The sequence below is a fragment of the Streptococcus sp. SCPM-O-B-15294 (M123) genome, from assembly GCF_058200455.1.
In genome coordinates, this window is sequence record NZ_JBYQGU010000002.1 from 1 (window position 1) to 14,061 (window position 14,061).

At 45.2% G+C, this 14,061-nt stretch carries 16 protein-coding genes; 15 read left to right on the forward strand and 1 reads right to left on the reverse strand.

Features of this window, described 5'->3' with window-relative positions; translation table 11 throughout:
* On the reverse strand, positions 1–2,248 hold a 2,248-nt coding region (locus AC3E8G_RS01610), incomplete at its 3' end, for an ATP-dependent Clp protease ATP-binding subunit (RefSeq protein WP_490676870.1).
* A 229-nt stretch (positions 2,249–2,477) separates the two neighbouring features.
* On the opposite strand from AC3E8G_RS01610, the gene AC3E8G_RS01615 reads away from it, so the two are divergent.
* The 15 genes from AC3E8G_RS01615 to AC3E8G_RS01685 all read left to right on the forward strand — a co-directional run bounded on the left by AC3E8G_RS01615 (position 2,478) and on the right by AC3E8G_RS01685 (position 14,009).
* The gene (locus AC3E8G_RS01615) at positions 2,478–2,708 is read left to right on the forward strand and encodes a DUF1797 family protein (protein ID WP_006596773.1); all 231 of its coding nucleotides are present in this window, start codon (positions 2,478–2,480) and stop codon (positions 2,706–2,708) included.
* A 156-nt stretch (positions 2,709–2,864) separates the two neighbouring features.
* Positions 2,865–3,719 (forward strand): bifunctional methylenetetrahydrofolate dehydrogenase/methenyltetrahydrofolate cyclohydrolase, encoded by an 855-nt coding sequence (locus tag AC3E8G_RS01620; protein WP_185759636.1) that lies wholly within the window; start codon positions 2,865–2,867, stop codon positions 3,717–3,719.
* A gap of 132 nt (positions 3,720–3,851) precedes the next feature.
* Positions 3,852–4,703: an NAD(P)H-hydrate dehydratase gene (locus AC3E8G_RS01625; RefSeq protein WP_490676872.1), complete on the forward strand. Its 852-nt coding sequence runs from the start codon at positions 3,852–3,854 to the stop codon at positions 4,701–4,703.
* Positions 4,704–4,818: 115 nt separating this feature from the next.
* Positions 4,819–6,159 (forward strand): exodeoxyribonuclease VII large subunit, encoded by a 1,341-nt coding sequence (xseA, locus tag AC3E8G_RS01630; protein ID WP_414283803.1) that lies wholly within the window; start codon positions 4,819–4,821, stop codon positions 6,157–6,159.
* Positions 6,137–6,349 carry an exodeoxyribonuclease VII small subunit gene (locus AC3E8G_RS01635; protein WP_006596769.1) on the forward strand — a complete coding sequence of 71 codons (213 nt, stop codon included), beginning with the start codon at positions 6,137–6,139 and terminating at the stop codon, positions 6,347–6,349. Before xseA ends, AC3E8G_RS01635 begins: the two co-directional genes overlap by 23 nt.
* On the forward strand, positions 6,346–7,233 hold the full coding sequence (locus tag AC3E8G_RS01640; RefSeq protein ID WP_490676875.1) for a polyprenyl synthetase family protein: 888 nt from the start codon (positions 6,346–6,348) through the stop codon (positions 7,231–7,233). The genes AC3E8G_RS01635 and AC3E8G_RS01640 overlap by 4 nt, the downstream gene beginning before the upstream one ends.
* Complete coding sequence (locus tag AC3E8G_RS01645; protein ID WP_048687779.1) at positions 7,214–8,029, forward strand: TlyA family RNA methyltransferase; 816 nt, start codon at positions 7,214–7,216, stop codon at positions 8,027–8,029. Before AC3E8G_RS01640 ends, AC3E8G_RS01645 begins: the two co-directional genes overlap by 20 nt.
* Positions 8,022–8,453, forward strand: coding sequence for an arginine repressor (locus tag AC3E8G_RS01650; RefSeq protein ID WP_048715457.1), 432 nt, complete (start codon positions 8,022–8,024; stop codon positions 8,451–8,453). The genes AC3E8G_RS01645 and AC3E8G_RS01650 overlap by 8 nt, the downstream gene beginning before the upstream one ends.
* Positions 8,454–8,460: 7 nt before the next feature.
* Positions 8,461–10,125: a DNA repair protein RecN gene (gene recN / locus AC3E8G_RS01655; protein WP_490676876.1), complete on the forward strand. Its 1,665-nt coding sequence runs from the start codon at positions 8,461–8,463 to the stop codon at positions 10,123–10,125.
* Between the two features lie 16 nt (positions 10,126–10,141).
* On the forward strand, positions 10,142–10,873 hold the full coding sequence (locus AC3E8G_RS01660) for a metallophosphoesterase (protein ID WP_411400637.1): 732 nt from the start codon (positions 10,142–10,144) through the stop codon (positions 10,871–10,873).
* An 83-nt stretch (positions 10,874–10,956) separates the two neighbouring features.
* On the forward strand, positions 10,957–11,790 hold the full coding sequence (locus AC3E8G_RS01665) for a DegV family protein (RefSeq protein WP_195610912.1): 834 nt from the start codon (positions 10,957–10,959) through the stop codon (positions 11,788–11,790).
* Between the two features lie 134 nt (positions 11,791–11,924).
* A complete protein-coding gene (locus AC3E8G_RS01670) occupies positions 11,925–12,200 on the forward strand; it encodes an HU family DNA-binding protein (RefSeq protein ID WP_006596762.1) in 276 nt (91 codons plus the stop codon).
* A 119-nt stretch (positions 12,201–12,319) separates the two neighbouring features.
* Complete coding sequence (locus AC3E8G_RS01675; protein WP_185759638.1) at positions 12,320–12,475, forward strand: hypothetical protein; 156 nt, start codon at positions 12,320–12,322, stop codon at positions 12,473–12,475.
* A 149-nt stretch (positions 12,476–12,624) separates the two neighbouring features.
* Complete coding sequence (locus AC3E8G_RS01680) at positions 12,625–13,083, forward strand: Fur family transcriptional regulator (RefSeq protein ID WP_048687796.1); 459 nt, start codon at positions 12,625–12,627, stop codon at positions 13,081–13,083.
* 233 nt (positions 13,084–13,316) lie between these two features.
* Entirely contained in the window at positions 13,317–14,009 is a 693-nt protein-coding gene (locus tag AC3E8G_RS01685; RefSeq protein WP_002900876.1) for a phosphoglycerate mutase, read from the forward strand.
* Positions 14,010–14,061: the final 52 nt, after the last annotated feature.

A 14,061-nucleotide genomic window follows, 5' to 3' on the forward strand; every position in this document is an offset into this window, starting at 1 on the left:
CTTCGTTCGCAGGTTTGCTCTTTCCTTTGATGCAAATCTTCCCATTGCTGGTCATGACAGCCTTCAGATCTTTCTCACTAGGATTTTCTAGGTAGTAATCTGTAATGGCATCTTCAATATAGTCTTGAATGGTGCGACGAAGAGGACGTGCCCCCATTTTCGGATCGTAGCCCAAATCAACCAGTTTCTCCTTGACCTTATCGGTAACATCCAGGTGGATATCATTGTGGGCTAAGCGTTGGTTGACATCGTCTAACATGAGAGTGACGATTTGAAGGAGGTTTTCCTTAGACAAGGCTTTGAATTCAATGATGCCGTCAAAGCGGTTCATGAATTCTGGACTAAAGAAGTTCCCCAGTTCACCTAGGATAGAATTGGTACGACCTTCACGAGCCGCCCCAAAGCCGACATTAGCCTTCGCTTTTCCAGTTCCCGCATTGGAAGTCATAATGATAATGGTATCTTTGAAGCTCACCGTTCGGCCTTGTCCATCTGTCAAGCGCCCATCGTCTAAGACTTGGAGGAACATATGCATGACATCTGGGTGGGCCTTTTCGACCTCATCCAAGAGGATGAGAGAGTAAGGGTTGCGACGCACCTTTTCAGTCAGCTGGCCTGCTTCTTCATAGCCGACGTAGCCTGGAGGAGCACCGACCAATTTGGCAACAGCATGTTTCTCCATATATTCACTCATATCAAAGCGAATCATACTGTCAGCAGAACCAAAGAGTTCGATGGCCAATTGCTTGGACAACTCGGTCTTCCCGACACCAGTTGGTCCAACAAAGAGGAAGCTACCAATTGGACGGTTTGGTGTTCCAAGCCCTACCCGGTTTCGACGGATGGCCTTAGCAATTTTTTCAACAGCCTCATCTTGACCGATGACATGAGCCTTCAAGTCAGCTGCCAAGTTGATCAATTGGGATTGTTCTTTTTCTTTCAAATCGCCAACTGGGATATTAGTCTTTTGCTCGACGATGTGTTCGATGGTCTTTTCGCTAATGACTGGCGTATCTTGGTCAGTGACCTGTTGCCCTTGCATTTCTTTGTACTTAGCGATTTGGTCGCGGAAGTAGGCTGCCTTTTCAAAGTCTTCATCACGCGTCGCTTGAGCCTTGAGATTTTCGGCTTCAATTAAGCGTTGGTCGATGACTTTGGGATCGACAAAATTGAGGGTCAAGTTCATCTTAGAGCCTGCTTCGTCCAAGAGGTCAATGGCCTTGTCTGGCAAGAAGCGGTCTTGGATATAGCGATTGGAAAGGAGAGCCGCAGCTTCGATTGCACCATCGGTGTAGTGGACGTGGTGGTAATCCTCGTATTTCTTTTGAATGCCTTTGAGGATGGTGATGGTTTCTTCCACTGTAGGTTCGTCGACCTTAACGGGTTGCATCCGGCGTTCAAGGGCTGCATCCTTTTCGATAATACGATACTCGTTGAGGGTTGTCGCACCGACTAATTGCAATTCGCCACGAGCGAGGGCTGGTTTGAGGATATTTCCAGCATCCATATTGCCATCACCAGCAGATCCGGCACCGACAATTTCATGGATCTCATCGATAAACAAAATCACATCTTCCCGGCGACGGATTTCCTCCATCAATTGTTGCATGCGCTCTTCAAATTGGCCTCGGATCCCAGTTCCTTGAACGAGGCTGACAACGTCTAAGCGAATGACTTCCTTGCCTTGCAATTTGTGAGGAACATCCCCATCAACAATCTTTTGCGCTAGCCCTTCTACGACAGCTGTTTTTCCGACACCGGGTTCCCCAATCAGGACAGGGTTGTTCTTGGTCCGACGGTTGAGGATTTCAATGACGCGAAGAATTTCATCGTCACGGCCAATGACCGGATCGATATCCCCACGACGAGCAATTTCAGTAACGTTAATTCCAAACTCTTCTAGGAGGCCCTTTGGTTGTTGTTTAGCTTGGAGTCTGCTTGGTCCTGAAGAACGACCGTTCCCATTTGAGCCATAGCCATTTCCACCACCATAGCCTCCTCCAGATTGGGTCGGAGGGGTTTGGGGTTCTTGCGGAGCCTGGAAGTTTCCAAGTTGATTGAAGAAATCTTCAAAAGGATCCCGTCCTCCTCGATTTTGTTGGTTTAATCCTGCAAGCAGACTATTGTTAGGATCCGTTTTCATAATTTGATAGCAGTTCTGGCAAAGGTCTACTTGTTGTTGGTGGCCATTCACGTTCGTATATAGATGAATGGTTGAATCATTGATTTTACAGTTTTGACAAAGCATTCTCTTACCTCTTTCTCTAGGGTAAAAAGTGTAAAAACTATTGGTCAGAAATAGTCAAACTTTTATAGTTTCATTATAGCAGTATTCTAAAAGTTTGCAAGAATTTAGTATGAAGTCCGGTTTTAGGCATGGAATAAAGAGGAAAATAGCGGAAAAGTTGATTTTTATTGGAATTTCCTCCTTCTTTTATGATAAAATAGGAGAGTAGAAAGTAAATAGGAGAATCAAAATGGAATCACATTTGGTACGAATTATCAGCCGTTTGGAAGCGATGACGAAAGACGGTGGAAACTTAAAACGTAATTTTGAACGTGAAGGGGTTGTAGTTGCTGAAGTAGCTTACAACTATGATGAAGAAAATGGATCAGTATTTACTCTTCGTGATGTAGAAGCGCGTGAGACCTATACATTCGATAGCATTGACTTAATCGCAATGGAGATCTACGAATTGTTGTACTAAGAAGTATCAATCAAGAGTCTAGAGCATCTAGTCTCTTTTTTGTTGGAAGAAAATAGTTATAGTTTCTTCTTATAACCTTGTCTAATCAAGAAGTGTTAGGAGCAGGTTCACAAATCTGATATAATAGAGAAGATATTGAATAGAAAAGAGATTGAGATGACACATGTAATTGATGGGAAGGCCTTGGCAGTAAAATTGCAAGGGGAATTGGCTGAGAAAACCGCTCGCTTAAAGGCTGAGACTGGTCAGGTCCCAGGCTTGGTAGTGATTTTGGTGGGAGAAAACCCAGCTAGCCAGGTCTATGTCCGCAATAAAGAACGGTCAGCTTTGGCAGCAGGATTTCGAAGTGAAGTGGTTCGAGTGCCAGAAAGCATTTCCCAAGAGGACTTATTAGCCCTCATTGACCGCTACAATCAGGATCCACTCTGGCATGGAATTTTGGTTCAGTTGCCTCTACCAGCCCATATCGACGATGAGGCAGTTTTGTTAGCCATTGATCCTAATAAGGATGTCGACGGCTTCCACCCTCTCAATATGGGACATCTTTGGGCAGGAAATCCAGTCATGGTTCCCTCTACACCAGCAGGGATTATGGAAATGTTCCGGGAATATGATATCGATGTCGAAGGGAAAAATGCAGTCGTCATTGGCCGTTCCAACATCGTGGGGAAACCGATGGCCCAGCTTCTCTTAGCAAAAAATGCAACGGTGACCTTGACCCATTCGCGGACTCATCATTTGGCTAAAATTGCTAGAAAAGCCGATATCTTAGTGGTGGCGATCGGTCGTGCCAAATTTGTTACAGCTGACTTTGTCAAAGAGGGAGCGGTCGTTATCGATGTCGGGATGAACCGTGATGAAAATGGGAAGCTCTGTGGAGACGTGGACTATGAACAAGTAGCTCCTCTGGCTAGTCACATCACTCCGGTTCCAGGTGGCGTTGGTCCTATGACCATTACCATGCTCATGTCTCAGACCTATGAGGCAGCTGTTCGGGCTTTAAAGAAATAAACCAGCTTGGATGGATTCGGGACAGTGTTTGTAGCTGTAGAATGTTTAGAAAGATTTTTAAGGTAGGAACTTCGCTTCCTGCCTTTTTTTAGCCTAAACGTGGTAAAATAGAGGGAGAAAGAGGGGACGCTTATGTTAAGAGTTGACCAAACATTGCTGCAACAAGTTATCCTTAGCCGTCAGTCAGACTCCTATAAGGGAGACTATGGGCGTCTGCTCTTGATTGGAGGGACTTATCCCTATGGTGGAGCCATTATCATGGCAGCCCTCGCAGCGGTTCATAGTGGAGCGGGCCTTGTCACGGTTGCGACAGACCGAGAGAATATCCCTGCCCTCCATAGTCAGCTACCTGAAGCCATGGCATTTGCTGTGACGGACCAAGAATTGTTGGCTGAGCAAATCGCAAAAGCAGGGGTTATTTTGTTGGGGCCAGGACTCAATGCTAATGAGCTAGGGGCACACCTTGTAAAGCTAGTTTTTGATAGGGTTCAGCCTCATCAAGTGCTCATTCTAGATGGTGGAGCCATTAGCCTCTATACTCGCTTAGGACTTTCTCTTCCTCCAGCTCAACTGGTCTTTACCCCTCATCAAAAAGAATGGGAGGCCATGTCCGGGCTAGCAATCGGAGATCAAGGGGAAGAAGCAACAAGGCAGTCTCTGTCCCAACTTCCTCCAGCAAGTATTCTGGTCCAAAAGGGTCCCCAGACCAAGATTTGGCAACAAGGGCAAGCCGATTATTACCAACTAACCGTTGGAGGGCCCTATCAAGCAACGGGTGGTATGGGCGATACTTTAGCAGGCATGATTGCGGGCTTTGTGGGTCAATTTCCGCAAGTTGGACTCTATGAGCGCGTGGTAGTTGCCAGTCACCTTCATTCGGCCATTGCAGACGATTTGAGCAAGGATGCCTATGTAGTTTTACCGACAGCGATTAGTCGAGAAATTCCAAAATGGATGAGGGAAATTTGCCTTTTCAACTGCTAATAAACAACCAAGTCTCAGATGATGAAATCTGGGGCTTTTTCCGTAGGTAGAATCAGCTTTTTCCGCTTATTTTTGGTATAATTTATACTAGAATTTTCCGTGTGAAAGGGGAACTATGTCAGAGTATTTATCGGTATCCAGTCTGACCAAATACCTCAAGTTAAAATTTGATAAGGACCCCTATCTGGAGCGGGTCTATTTGACAGGTCAGGTCTCGAATTTCCGTAAGCGTCCCAATCACCAGTATTTTTCTCTTAAAGATGAAAAAGCTGTGATCCAGGCGACTGTCTGGGCTGGGATTTATAAGAGTTTCGGCTTTGAGCTCGAAGAAGGCATGAAGATCAATGTCATCGGTCGGATCCAACTCTATGAGCCAAGTGGCAGTTATTCTATTGTCATCGAAAAGGCAGAGCCAGATGGCGTCGGTGCTTTAGCCATACAGTTTGAGCAGTTGAAAAAGAAACTCCAGGAAGAAGGCCTTTTTCAAGAGAAGTTCAAACAGGCTATCCCCCAGTTCTCCAAGAAAATCGGGGTTATTACCAGTCAGAGTGGGGCCGTTATTCGCGATATTATCACCACTGTTTCGCGGCGCTTTCCTGGCGTGGAGATTCTCCTTTTTCCAACCAAGGTGCAAGGAGAGGGAGCTGCCCAAGAAATTGTCGCCAATATCCAGAAGGCCAATAATCGGACGGACCTAGATGTTTTGATCATCGGTCGTGGTGGTGGCTCCATCGAGGACCTATGGGCCTTTAATGAAGAGCCAGTTGTGAGGGCTATTTTTGAGTCTAGAATTCCCATTATTTCCAGTGTGGGGCATGAGACAGATACTACTCTGGCAGACTTTGTCGCAGATCGCCGGGCAGCCACTCCTACAGCTGCGGCGGAGCTAGCGACGCCTGTGACCAAGTTGGACCTGCTCAATCATTTGCAGAAGCAGGAAGGGCGGATGGCAACCGCTATGCGTAACCGCCTGGTCTATCATCGAGAACGCCTGCAAAAACTGAGCCAATCGGTCATTTTCCGTCAGCCAGAGCGGCTGTATGATTCTTATCTGCAAAAACTGGATCAGATTCAGTTGCGATTGAAACAGGCTGTGTCAGAGTCGGTTACCAGAAATAGCCGCCAGTTACAAGAACTCCGCCATCGATTGGCCTCCCAAGCACCACAGCATCAGCTGGAGCGTTATCGAGACCAGATTCTCCAGATGGAGCGATTGCTGACCTTGAAAATCAAGGAGCTCTACCAGACAAAAGCAGCAGATGCCAAGCGCCTATCGGAAGCTCTCTTGATGTTGGATACCAGTCGCATCGTGGCTAGAGGCTACGCCTTGGTACAGGCTGGAGATCAGGTTTTGGATAGCGTAGATACGATCAAAGAAAAGGATGCCTTGACGCTAGTCATGCGGGATGGGCAAGTAGAAGTAGAGGTAAAGCATGTCGAAAGAAAAGAAATTTGAAGAAAATTTAGCTGATTTGGAAGCTATTGTCCAAAAGTTAGAGAGTGGGCAAGTGCCCCTCGAAGAGGCCATCTCAGAGTTTCAGAAAGGAATGAAGCTATCAAAGGATTTGCAAGAAACACTTGATCAGGCTGAAAAGACCTTGGTCAAGGTGATGCAAGCAGATGGCTCAGAAACGGAACTAGTATGATTCTAGAAGAAAAACTGCAAGGGGTCGAAAAAGCGATAGAAGGCTTCTACGAGGCTAAACAAATCGCTCCCCGCTTGGTAGAATCTATCCTCTATTCAGTCCATGCAGGGGGGAAACGGATTCGACCTTTGCTCTTATTGGAGTTGTTGGAGGCCTTTCATGCTTCCATCCTTGAGGCTCATTTTCAGGTGGCAGCCGCTCTTGAAATGATTCATACGGGAAGCTTGATCCATGATGATTTACCAGCCATGGATAATGATGATTATCGTCGTGGTCAATTGACCAACCATAAAAAGTTTGGGGAAGACCTAGCCATCTTAGCAGGAGACTCGCTCTTCTTAGATGCCTTTGGCTGTGTGGCAGAGGCAGACCTTCCGGCTTCTATCAGGGTGCAACTGATTGCCCTGTTATCGGATGCTTCAGGGACAGCTGGTATGGTGGCAGGCCAAGTCTTGGATATGGAAGGGGAAGGGGCGAGCCTGACCTTGGACCAGTTGCAAGTCATCCATGCCAATAAGACAGGGCGACTGCTTGCCTATCCATTCCAAGCAACAGGGATCCTCTTAGAGCTTGAGCCAGCTATCGCGACTCTCTTAGAGGAAATTGGCCTCCATTTAGGATTGGCCTTCCAGATTCGGGATGATATTTTGGATGTGACTGCTGATTTTGCTTCCTTAGGGAAAACCCCTCAGAAGGACCTGCAGGCTGAAAAATCGACCTATCCTGCCCTCCTCGGTCTAGATGGAGCTCAGGCTTATTTGGACCGGGAGCTAAATGCCTGTGAGGACTTGCTCAATCGCATCTCTCAGCAGGTAGACTTCGACGGGACTGGAATCAAGAAGATAATAGAAAGACTTAGAATTCATGGCGAAGGAAAGAGTTGACGTACTGGCCTACAAGCAGGGACTTTTTGAAACCCGGGAGCAGGCCAAACGCGGTGTGATGGCTGGTCTGGTCGTTGCCGTTCATAATGGCGAGCGCTTCGATAAACCAGGCGAAAAAATTGATGAAGCGACAGAATTAAAACTCAAGGGTGAAAAACTCAAATATGTCAGTCGTGGTGGTCTCAAGTTAGAAAAGGCCTTGGACCTTTTTGAGATTGACCTGCAGGATAAGGTCACGCTGGATATTGGGGCTTCTACAGGAGGCTTTACGGATGTTATGCTCCAAAATGGAGCTGCCTTGGTCTATGCAGTGGATGTAGGGACCAATCAGTTGGCATGGAAGCTTCGTCAGGATCCTCGGGTCATCTCGATGGAGCAGTTCAACTTCCGCTATGCGACGTCTGAGGATTTTGAGCAAACCCCGAGCTTTGCTAGCATTGATGTTAGCTTCATTTCCCTCAACCTCATCTTGCCAGCCCTCCATGGGATTTTACAAGAGGGAGGCCAGGTGGTCGCCCTTGTCAAACCCCAGTTTGAAGCTGGTCGGGAGCAGATTGGGAAAAATGGGATTATCAAGGATGCCAAGGTCCATCTGTCCGTCCTGGAACAGGTTCAAGGCTTTGCTTTAGAACATGGCTTCTCCGTCTTGGGAGTGGATTATTCACCGATTCAAGGGGGCCATGGCAATATTGAATTTTTACTTTATTTAGAAAAAAATACTGGGCAAGATCGTCTTCAACTGCAAGAGTTTGCGGCAGTTGTCGAAAAAGCCCATACTGACTTTAAACATGAATAGTAAACAAAACCGATTAGAAAAAATACGCCGCTTTATCCGAGAAAATAAAGTGGGTACTCAGGATGCCATTGTCGAACATCTGAGAGAAGCTGGAATTTCTGCGACACAAGCAACTGTTTCCCGCGATATCAAAGAGTTGGGGATTATTAAAACGCCTTTAAAAGGTTCAGCCTATGTCTACGAATTGCCACGCGTCCAACATAGTGGAAAATTAGCAGAAAATAATCTTCAATCCTTTGAACGCATGGGGAGCTTTTTGACCCTCAAGCTTGTCCCAGGGACAGCCTATCTAGTCAAGCGGCATCTACAAGAAGATTTTGATGACATCATCTTTAGCATGATTTCAGACGACAATAGTATTTTGATTGTGGCCCGCTCGGAAGAAAAGGCTCAGTTTATTGAACAACGATTGATGGAATGGTAGGAGAGAGATGCTATTAGAAATTTCAATTAAGAACTTTGCCATCATTGAAGAAATCGCTCTGAATTTTGAAACAGGAATGACGGTTTTAACCGGTGAAACTGGAGCAGGAAAATCCATCATTATCGATGCCATGAATATGATGCTGGGGAGTCGGGCGACAACCGATGTCATCCGTCACGGTGCTCCTAAGGCTGAGATTGAAGGCCTCTTTGCGATTGACGAAAACCCTGCCCTTCAGCAGATATTTGAAGAGCAGGGCTTAGAATGGGCAGAGGAGTTGATTATTCGCAGAGAAATTTTCCAGAATGGTCGGAGTGTCAGCCGGATCAATGGGCAGATGGTCAACCTCTCTGTTCTCAAGGCGGTTGGCCAGCAATTGGTAGATATTCATGGCCAGCACGATCAGGAAGAACTGATGCGAGCTCCATTGCATATCGCTATGCTGGATAGCTTTGGGGAAGATACTTTTTTTGCGACTAAGAAGTCCTATAGAGAGACCTTTGAGAATTACAAGACCTTGCGCAAGCAGGTCTTGCAGATCCAAAAAAATAACCAGGAAAACCAAGCTCGGATCGAAATGTTGGAATACCAGATTTCGGAAATCGAGGCGGCAGCCCTGTCCCTAGATGAAGATGTCCAGTTAGAGCAAGAACGGCAACGCCTGCTCAACCATAAGATGATTGCAGATACCCTAAGCAATGCTTATGCCATGCTGGATGCAGAAGACTTCTCCAGTCTTAGCAATGTGCGGTCGGCCATGAATGATCTGCAAAGCATCGAAGAGTATGATGCAGAATACAAGACCTTGTCTGACCAAATGGCCGAGACCTACTATACTCTGGAGGATTTGACCAAGCGCTTGGAGGATCTGGTAGATGGTTTGGACTTTGACGGCAACCGCTTGATGCAGGTGGAAGCTCGACTAGACTTAATCCACTCGATCACGCGTAAGTACGGCGGTCAGGTAAAGGATGTCCTTGATTACCTGGAGCAAATTAGCAAGGAATATAGCCTATTAACAGGAGGAGGAACCTCTTCTGAAGACTTGGAAAAAGAACTCAAGTCCATGGAAGGACAGTTGGTTGCCTTGGCTAAAGAACTAAGTCAAGGGCGTCATGCCTTGGCCCAAGAGCTGGAAGCAGAGATCCAGCAGGAATTGGCGGATCTCTATATGGAAAAAGCACGTTTCCAAGTGCGTTTTACCCCATCTAAGTTTAATCGGGAAGGAAACGAAACGGTTGAGTTTTATATTTCAACCAACCCTGGAGAGGACTTTAAACCTTTGGTAAAAGTAGCATCAGGTGGGGAGTTGTCCCGTCTTATGTTGGCCATCAAGTCAGCCTTTTCACGTAAAGAAGGCAAGACCAGTATTGTCTTTGACGAGGTGGATACAGGGGTATCTGGTCGGGTGGCGCAGGCCATTGCTTCGAAGATTTATAAGATTGGACGTTATGGTCAGGTGCTAGCCATCTCTCATTTACCTCAGGTCATTGCAGTAGCCGATTACCAATTCTTTATCGAAAAGGTGAGCGATGAATTTTCAACGGTTTCGACCGTTCGCTTGCTCAGTCATGAAGAACGGGTCGAAGAAGTCGCTAAGATGCTAGCTGGTGAAGATGTGACAGAAGCAGCCCGCATGCAGGCAGAGCAATTGCTAAAACGGCCGTCCTAAGAAGAAAGGAACCGAAATGGAAAGCTATTTTGTAGTGGGAGACATTCATGGAAAAGCCGGTATGCTAGAGGAACTGATGACCCATTGGGATGGTCAGTCCCAGCTGGTTTTTCTCGGAGATCTGATAGACCGTGGGGAAGATAGTCGTAAGGTTATCGAACTGGTCAAAGATGTTGTCGAACAGCAAGGAGCCATCTGTCTCTCTGGGAACCACGAATACATGTTTCTAGCCTGGATCGATAACCCAACAGAGCGCTACGACCATTACCGACGAAATGGTGGGGACACGACCATCAACTCTCTACTTGGTCGTCCCCTCACGGCTCCAGTAGATGGAGTGGAGGATGCTCGGCGCGTGCAAGAGACTTGTGGGGATCTCGTCGCTTTCATTCGTTCGCTTCCTTTTGTCTATGAAACAGAACACTATATTTTTGTGCATGCTGGGCTTGACTTGACCTTGCCTGATTGGCATGAAACGTCGGATTACCAAAAGGTCTGGATTCGCCAGCCCTTCCATGAAGCGATCAATCAGACAGGAAAGACCATTGTTTTTGGCCATACCCCGGTTCACTATCTCTTGGATCAAAAGATTGGAACCAAGGAGCTCTGGGTGACCGAAGATGGGAAGATTGGCATGGATGGCGGGGCTGTATATGGTGGCGTCCTCCATGGCATTCTCTTTGATGAAAGTGGAATGAAGGCCGATGTTGCTTTGGTCAATGATGGCTTTGCAGCTATCGATGATTAAGTAAAAAGGACTTTATCCCACAAAAGCCTAGAAAATTTGATATAATAGAGTGGATATATCTAAGAAAAGATTGTAGGAATGTTATGTCACAAGTAAAAATTGTTACAGACTCATCCGTAACGATTGAGCCTGAAGTTGTTGAAAAATACGGAATTACCATCGTTCCCCTCTCTGTTATGGTGGACGGTGTCCTCTATTCAGATGCGGAATTAACAGAAGGACAATTCCTTCAGTTGATGAAGTCCAGTAAGAACCTTCCAAAGACCAGTCAACCTCCAGTAGGTGTGTTTGCAGAAGCCTTCGAAGGTTTGGCTGCAGAAGGGGCGCAAATTATTGCGATCCATATGTCTCACGCCTTATCTGGTACAGTGGAAGCTGCACGTCAAGGTGCTACCTTAGCCAATGCAGATGTCACGGTGATCGATAGTAGCTTTACGGACCAAGCCATGAAGTTCCAAGTGGTAGAAGCAGCGAAAATGGCTCAAGAAGGAGCTAGCGTAGAGGAAATTGTAGCCCGCATTGAAGAGGTCAAGCAAAAATCTAGACTCTACATTGGGGTTTCTACTCTGGAAAACCTGGTGAAAGGAGGTCGGATTGGCCGCGTAACTGGTTTATTGAGTTCCCTTTTGAACATTCGGGTTGTCATGGAAATGAAGAACGATGAACTGCAACCGATTGTCAAAGGACGCGGACAGAAGACCTTTAAAAAATGGTTGGACGAGTTGATTCAAGACTTATCTGGTAAAGAAATCGCTGAGATAGGGATTTCCTATGCTGGTGGACCTGACTTTGCTAACCAAATGAAGGCACAATTACAGCCTTTGGTTGCAGCTCCAATCTCTGTTTTGGAGACAGGTTCGATCATTCAAACTCACACTGGTGAAGATGCCTGGGCAGTTCTTGTCCGATTTGCATAGAAGCCCGTCAATAAAGGAATTTATTCCTAGATAAATGTTGATAAAAACAAGTTTAGTACTTGACCTAAAAGCATTTTTTAGATATGATAGAGATGTTAAGGGTAAAACCTAAAAAAATTTGGAGGATTTGTTAAATGGCTAACAAACAAGATTTGATCGCAAAAGTGGCAGAAGCTACAGAATTGACTAAAAAAGACTCAGCAGCAGCAGTTGACGCTGTATTTGCAGCTGTTTCAGAATACCTTTCAAAAGGTGAAAAAGTTCAATTGATCGGTTTCGGTAACTTTGAAGTTCGTGAACGTGCAGCTCGTAAAGGTCGCAACCCACAAACTGGTAAAGAAATCAAAATCGCTGCTTCTAAAGTTCCAGCATTCAAAGCTGGTAAAGCTCTTAAAGACGCAGTTAAATAATTGTGATTACAAAGGTTCCTTCTAGCTTGCTAGAAGGAACCTTTTGTTTTAGAGTAGTTTCTAGACAGGGCCTATAAATAGGAGTATAATAGAAAAAAGTGAGAAATGGAGGGTGGACCATGAGATGGATTGTTGGAATCTTTGTTCTGCTCATGATTAAGCCAATTCTTTATCTATTGAAAGGTCTCTGGTTTATGGTGGAACTCTTCTTTATGTTCCTCTTTGTTAAAATTTTACTAGGAACTATGAGATGGATCTTTAGTTGGGGAAGTTAAGATTAGATATAAAAAAGTGTGGGAGTAAAGGAGCTTGATTCGAGCTAATTTAATCCTGCACTTTTTCTTATTTACAAACATTCTAATTAGGCAAAATGTGGTATTCGTGATATAATAGTTTTAAAGAAGAGACAGAAAGGGGAAAGACCATGCTAGCTTGTTTAACGCTCGATTCCGTTCAACAAGAAAAAGTGGAAGATGTATTGCAACACTTGCGTAAAAAATCTGTACGGATTACAGAGACGCGTCGGGCTGTCCTTTCCTATCTTGTCAAAAGTCAGGAACATCCAAGTGCAGATGCCATCTATCAGGACTTGAAACCAGCCTTTCCCAATATGAGCCTGGCAACCGTTTATAACAATCTCAAGGTCCTCATTGAAGAAGGTTTTGTCTCTGAAATTAAAGTTCGTAATGATACCACGACCTACTTTGACTTTATGGGACACGATCATTTGAATTTGATTTGTGAGTCTTGTGGGAAGATTGATGATATTGATATCGAAGTTCCAGACGTGAGAGCAGAAGCGAGAGAAAAAAGTGGCTACGTCATTACCAAGTGCCAAACCACAGTTTATGGCCTTTGTCCGGAATGCCAGAAGCAATTGTAGGCAAACCTCTTTTTAGAGGTTTTTTTGTTTAGTCTTGTTTGTGGAAAGAGGGTGGAAGAGGCAGGATTTAGAACCTGGTGAGAGCGACTTGTAAATGTCCATGAAAAAGAATTGATAAAATTTTCACGAAATCTTCGATCTAGCTCTGTTAAGACTAGATTTTTCCCTCAAAATCTAGTAGAATAGAATAGATAAACGAGGGTAACCTCGGAAAATAAAAGGAGATCCATCTAATGGTAAAATTGGTTTTTGCTCGCCACGGTGAGTCTGAATGGAACAAAGCTAACCTTTTCACTGGTTGGGCTGATGTTGATTTGTCTGAAAAAGGTACACAACAAGCGATCGACGCTGGTAAATTGATCAAAGAAGCTGGTATCGAATTTGACCAAGCTTACACTTCAGTATTGAAACGTGCGATCAAAACAACTAACTTGGCTCTTGAAGCTTCTGACCAATTGTGGGTTCCAGTTGAAAAATCATGGCGCTTGAACGAACGTCACTACGGTGGTTTGACTGGTAAAAACAAGGCTGAAGCTGCTGAACAATTTGGTGATGAGCAAGTACACATCTGGCGTCGTTCATACGATGTATTGCCTCCAAACATGGATCGCGATGATGAGCACTCAGCACACACTGACCGTCGTTACGCTTCACTTGACGACTCAGTGATTCCAGATGCTGAAAACTTGAAAGTGACTTTGGAACGCGCTCTTCCATTCTGGGAAGATAAAATCGCTCCAGCTCTTAAAGATGGTAAAAACGTATTCGTAGGAGCACACGGTAACTCAATCCGTGCTCTTGTAAAACACATCAAACAATTGTCAGACGACGAAATCATGGATGTGGAAATCCCTAACTTCCCACCATTGGTATTCGAATTTGACGAAAAATTGAACGTTGTTAAAGAATACTATCTTGGAAAGTAAGATAACATAATTTGTTATCCATAAAAAAAGCTGACTTCAGTCAGCTTTTTTG

Bases quoted from the DNA above. Each gene is read 5' to 3' on its own strand.
- AC3E8G_RS01615 (WP_006596773.1), top strand. From the start codon at position 2,478: ATGGAATCACATTTGGTACGAATTATCAGCCGTTTGGAAGCGATGACG.
- AC3E8G_RS01620 (WP_185759636.1), top strand. From the start codon at position 2,865: ATGACACATGTAATTGATGGGAAGGCCTTGGCAGTAAAATTGCAAGGG.
- AC3E8G_RS01625 (WP_490676872.1), top strand. From the start codon at position 3,852: ATGTTAAGAGTTGACCAAACATTGCTGCAACAAGTTATCCTTAGCCGT.
- xseA (WP_414283803.1), top strand. From the start codon at position 4,819: ATGTCAGAGTATTTATCGGTATCCAGTCTGACCAAATACCTCAAGTTA.
- AC3E8G_RS01635 (WP_006596769.1), top strand. From the start codon at position 6,137: ATGTCGAAAGAAAAGAAATTTGAAGAAAATTTAGCTGATTTGGAAGCT.
- AC3E8G_RS01640 (WP_490676875.1), top strand. From the start codon at position 6,346: ATGATTCTAGAAGAAAAACTGCAAGGGGTCGAAAAAGCGATAGAAGGC.
- AC3E8G_RS01645 (WP_048687779.1), top strand. From the start codon at position 7,214: ATGGCGAAGGAAAGAGTTGACGTACTGGCCTACAAGCAGGGACTTTTT.
- AC3E8G_RS01650 (WP_048715457.1), top strand. From the start codon at position 8,022: ATGAATAGTAAACAAAACCGATTAGAAAAAATACGCCGCTTTATCCGA.
- recN (WP_490676876.1), top strand. From the start codon at position 8,461: ATGCTATTAGAAATTTCAATTAAGAACTTTGCCATCATTGAAGAAATC.
- AC3E8G_RS01660 (WP_411400637.1), top strand. From the start codon at position 10,142: ATGGAAAGCTATTTTGTAGTGGGAGACATTCATGGAAAAGCCGGTATG.
- AC3E8G_RS01665 (WP_195610912.1), top strand. From the start codon at position 10,957: ATGTCACAAGTAAAAATTGTTACAGACTCATCCGTAACGATTGAGCCT.
- AC3E8G_RS01670 (WP_006596762.1), top strand. From the start codon at position 11,925: ATGGCTAACAAACAAGATTTGATCGCAAAAGTGGCAGAAGCTACAGAA.
- AC3E8G_RS01675 (WP_185759638.1), top strand. From the start codon at position 12,320: ATGAGATGGATTGTTGGAATCTTTGTTCTGCTCATGATTAAGCCAATT.
- AC3E8G_RS01680 (WP_048687796.1), top strand. From the start codon at position 12,625: ATGCTAGCTTGTTTAACGCTCGATTCCGTTCAACAAGAAAAAGTGGAA.
- AC3E8G_RS01685 (WP_002900876.1), top strand. From the start codon at position 13,317: ATGGTAAAATTGGTTTTTGCTCGCCACGGTGAGTCTGAATGGAACAAA.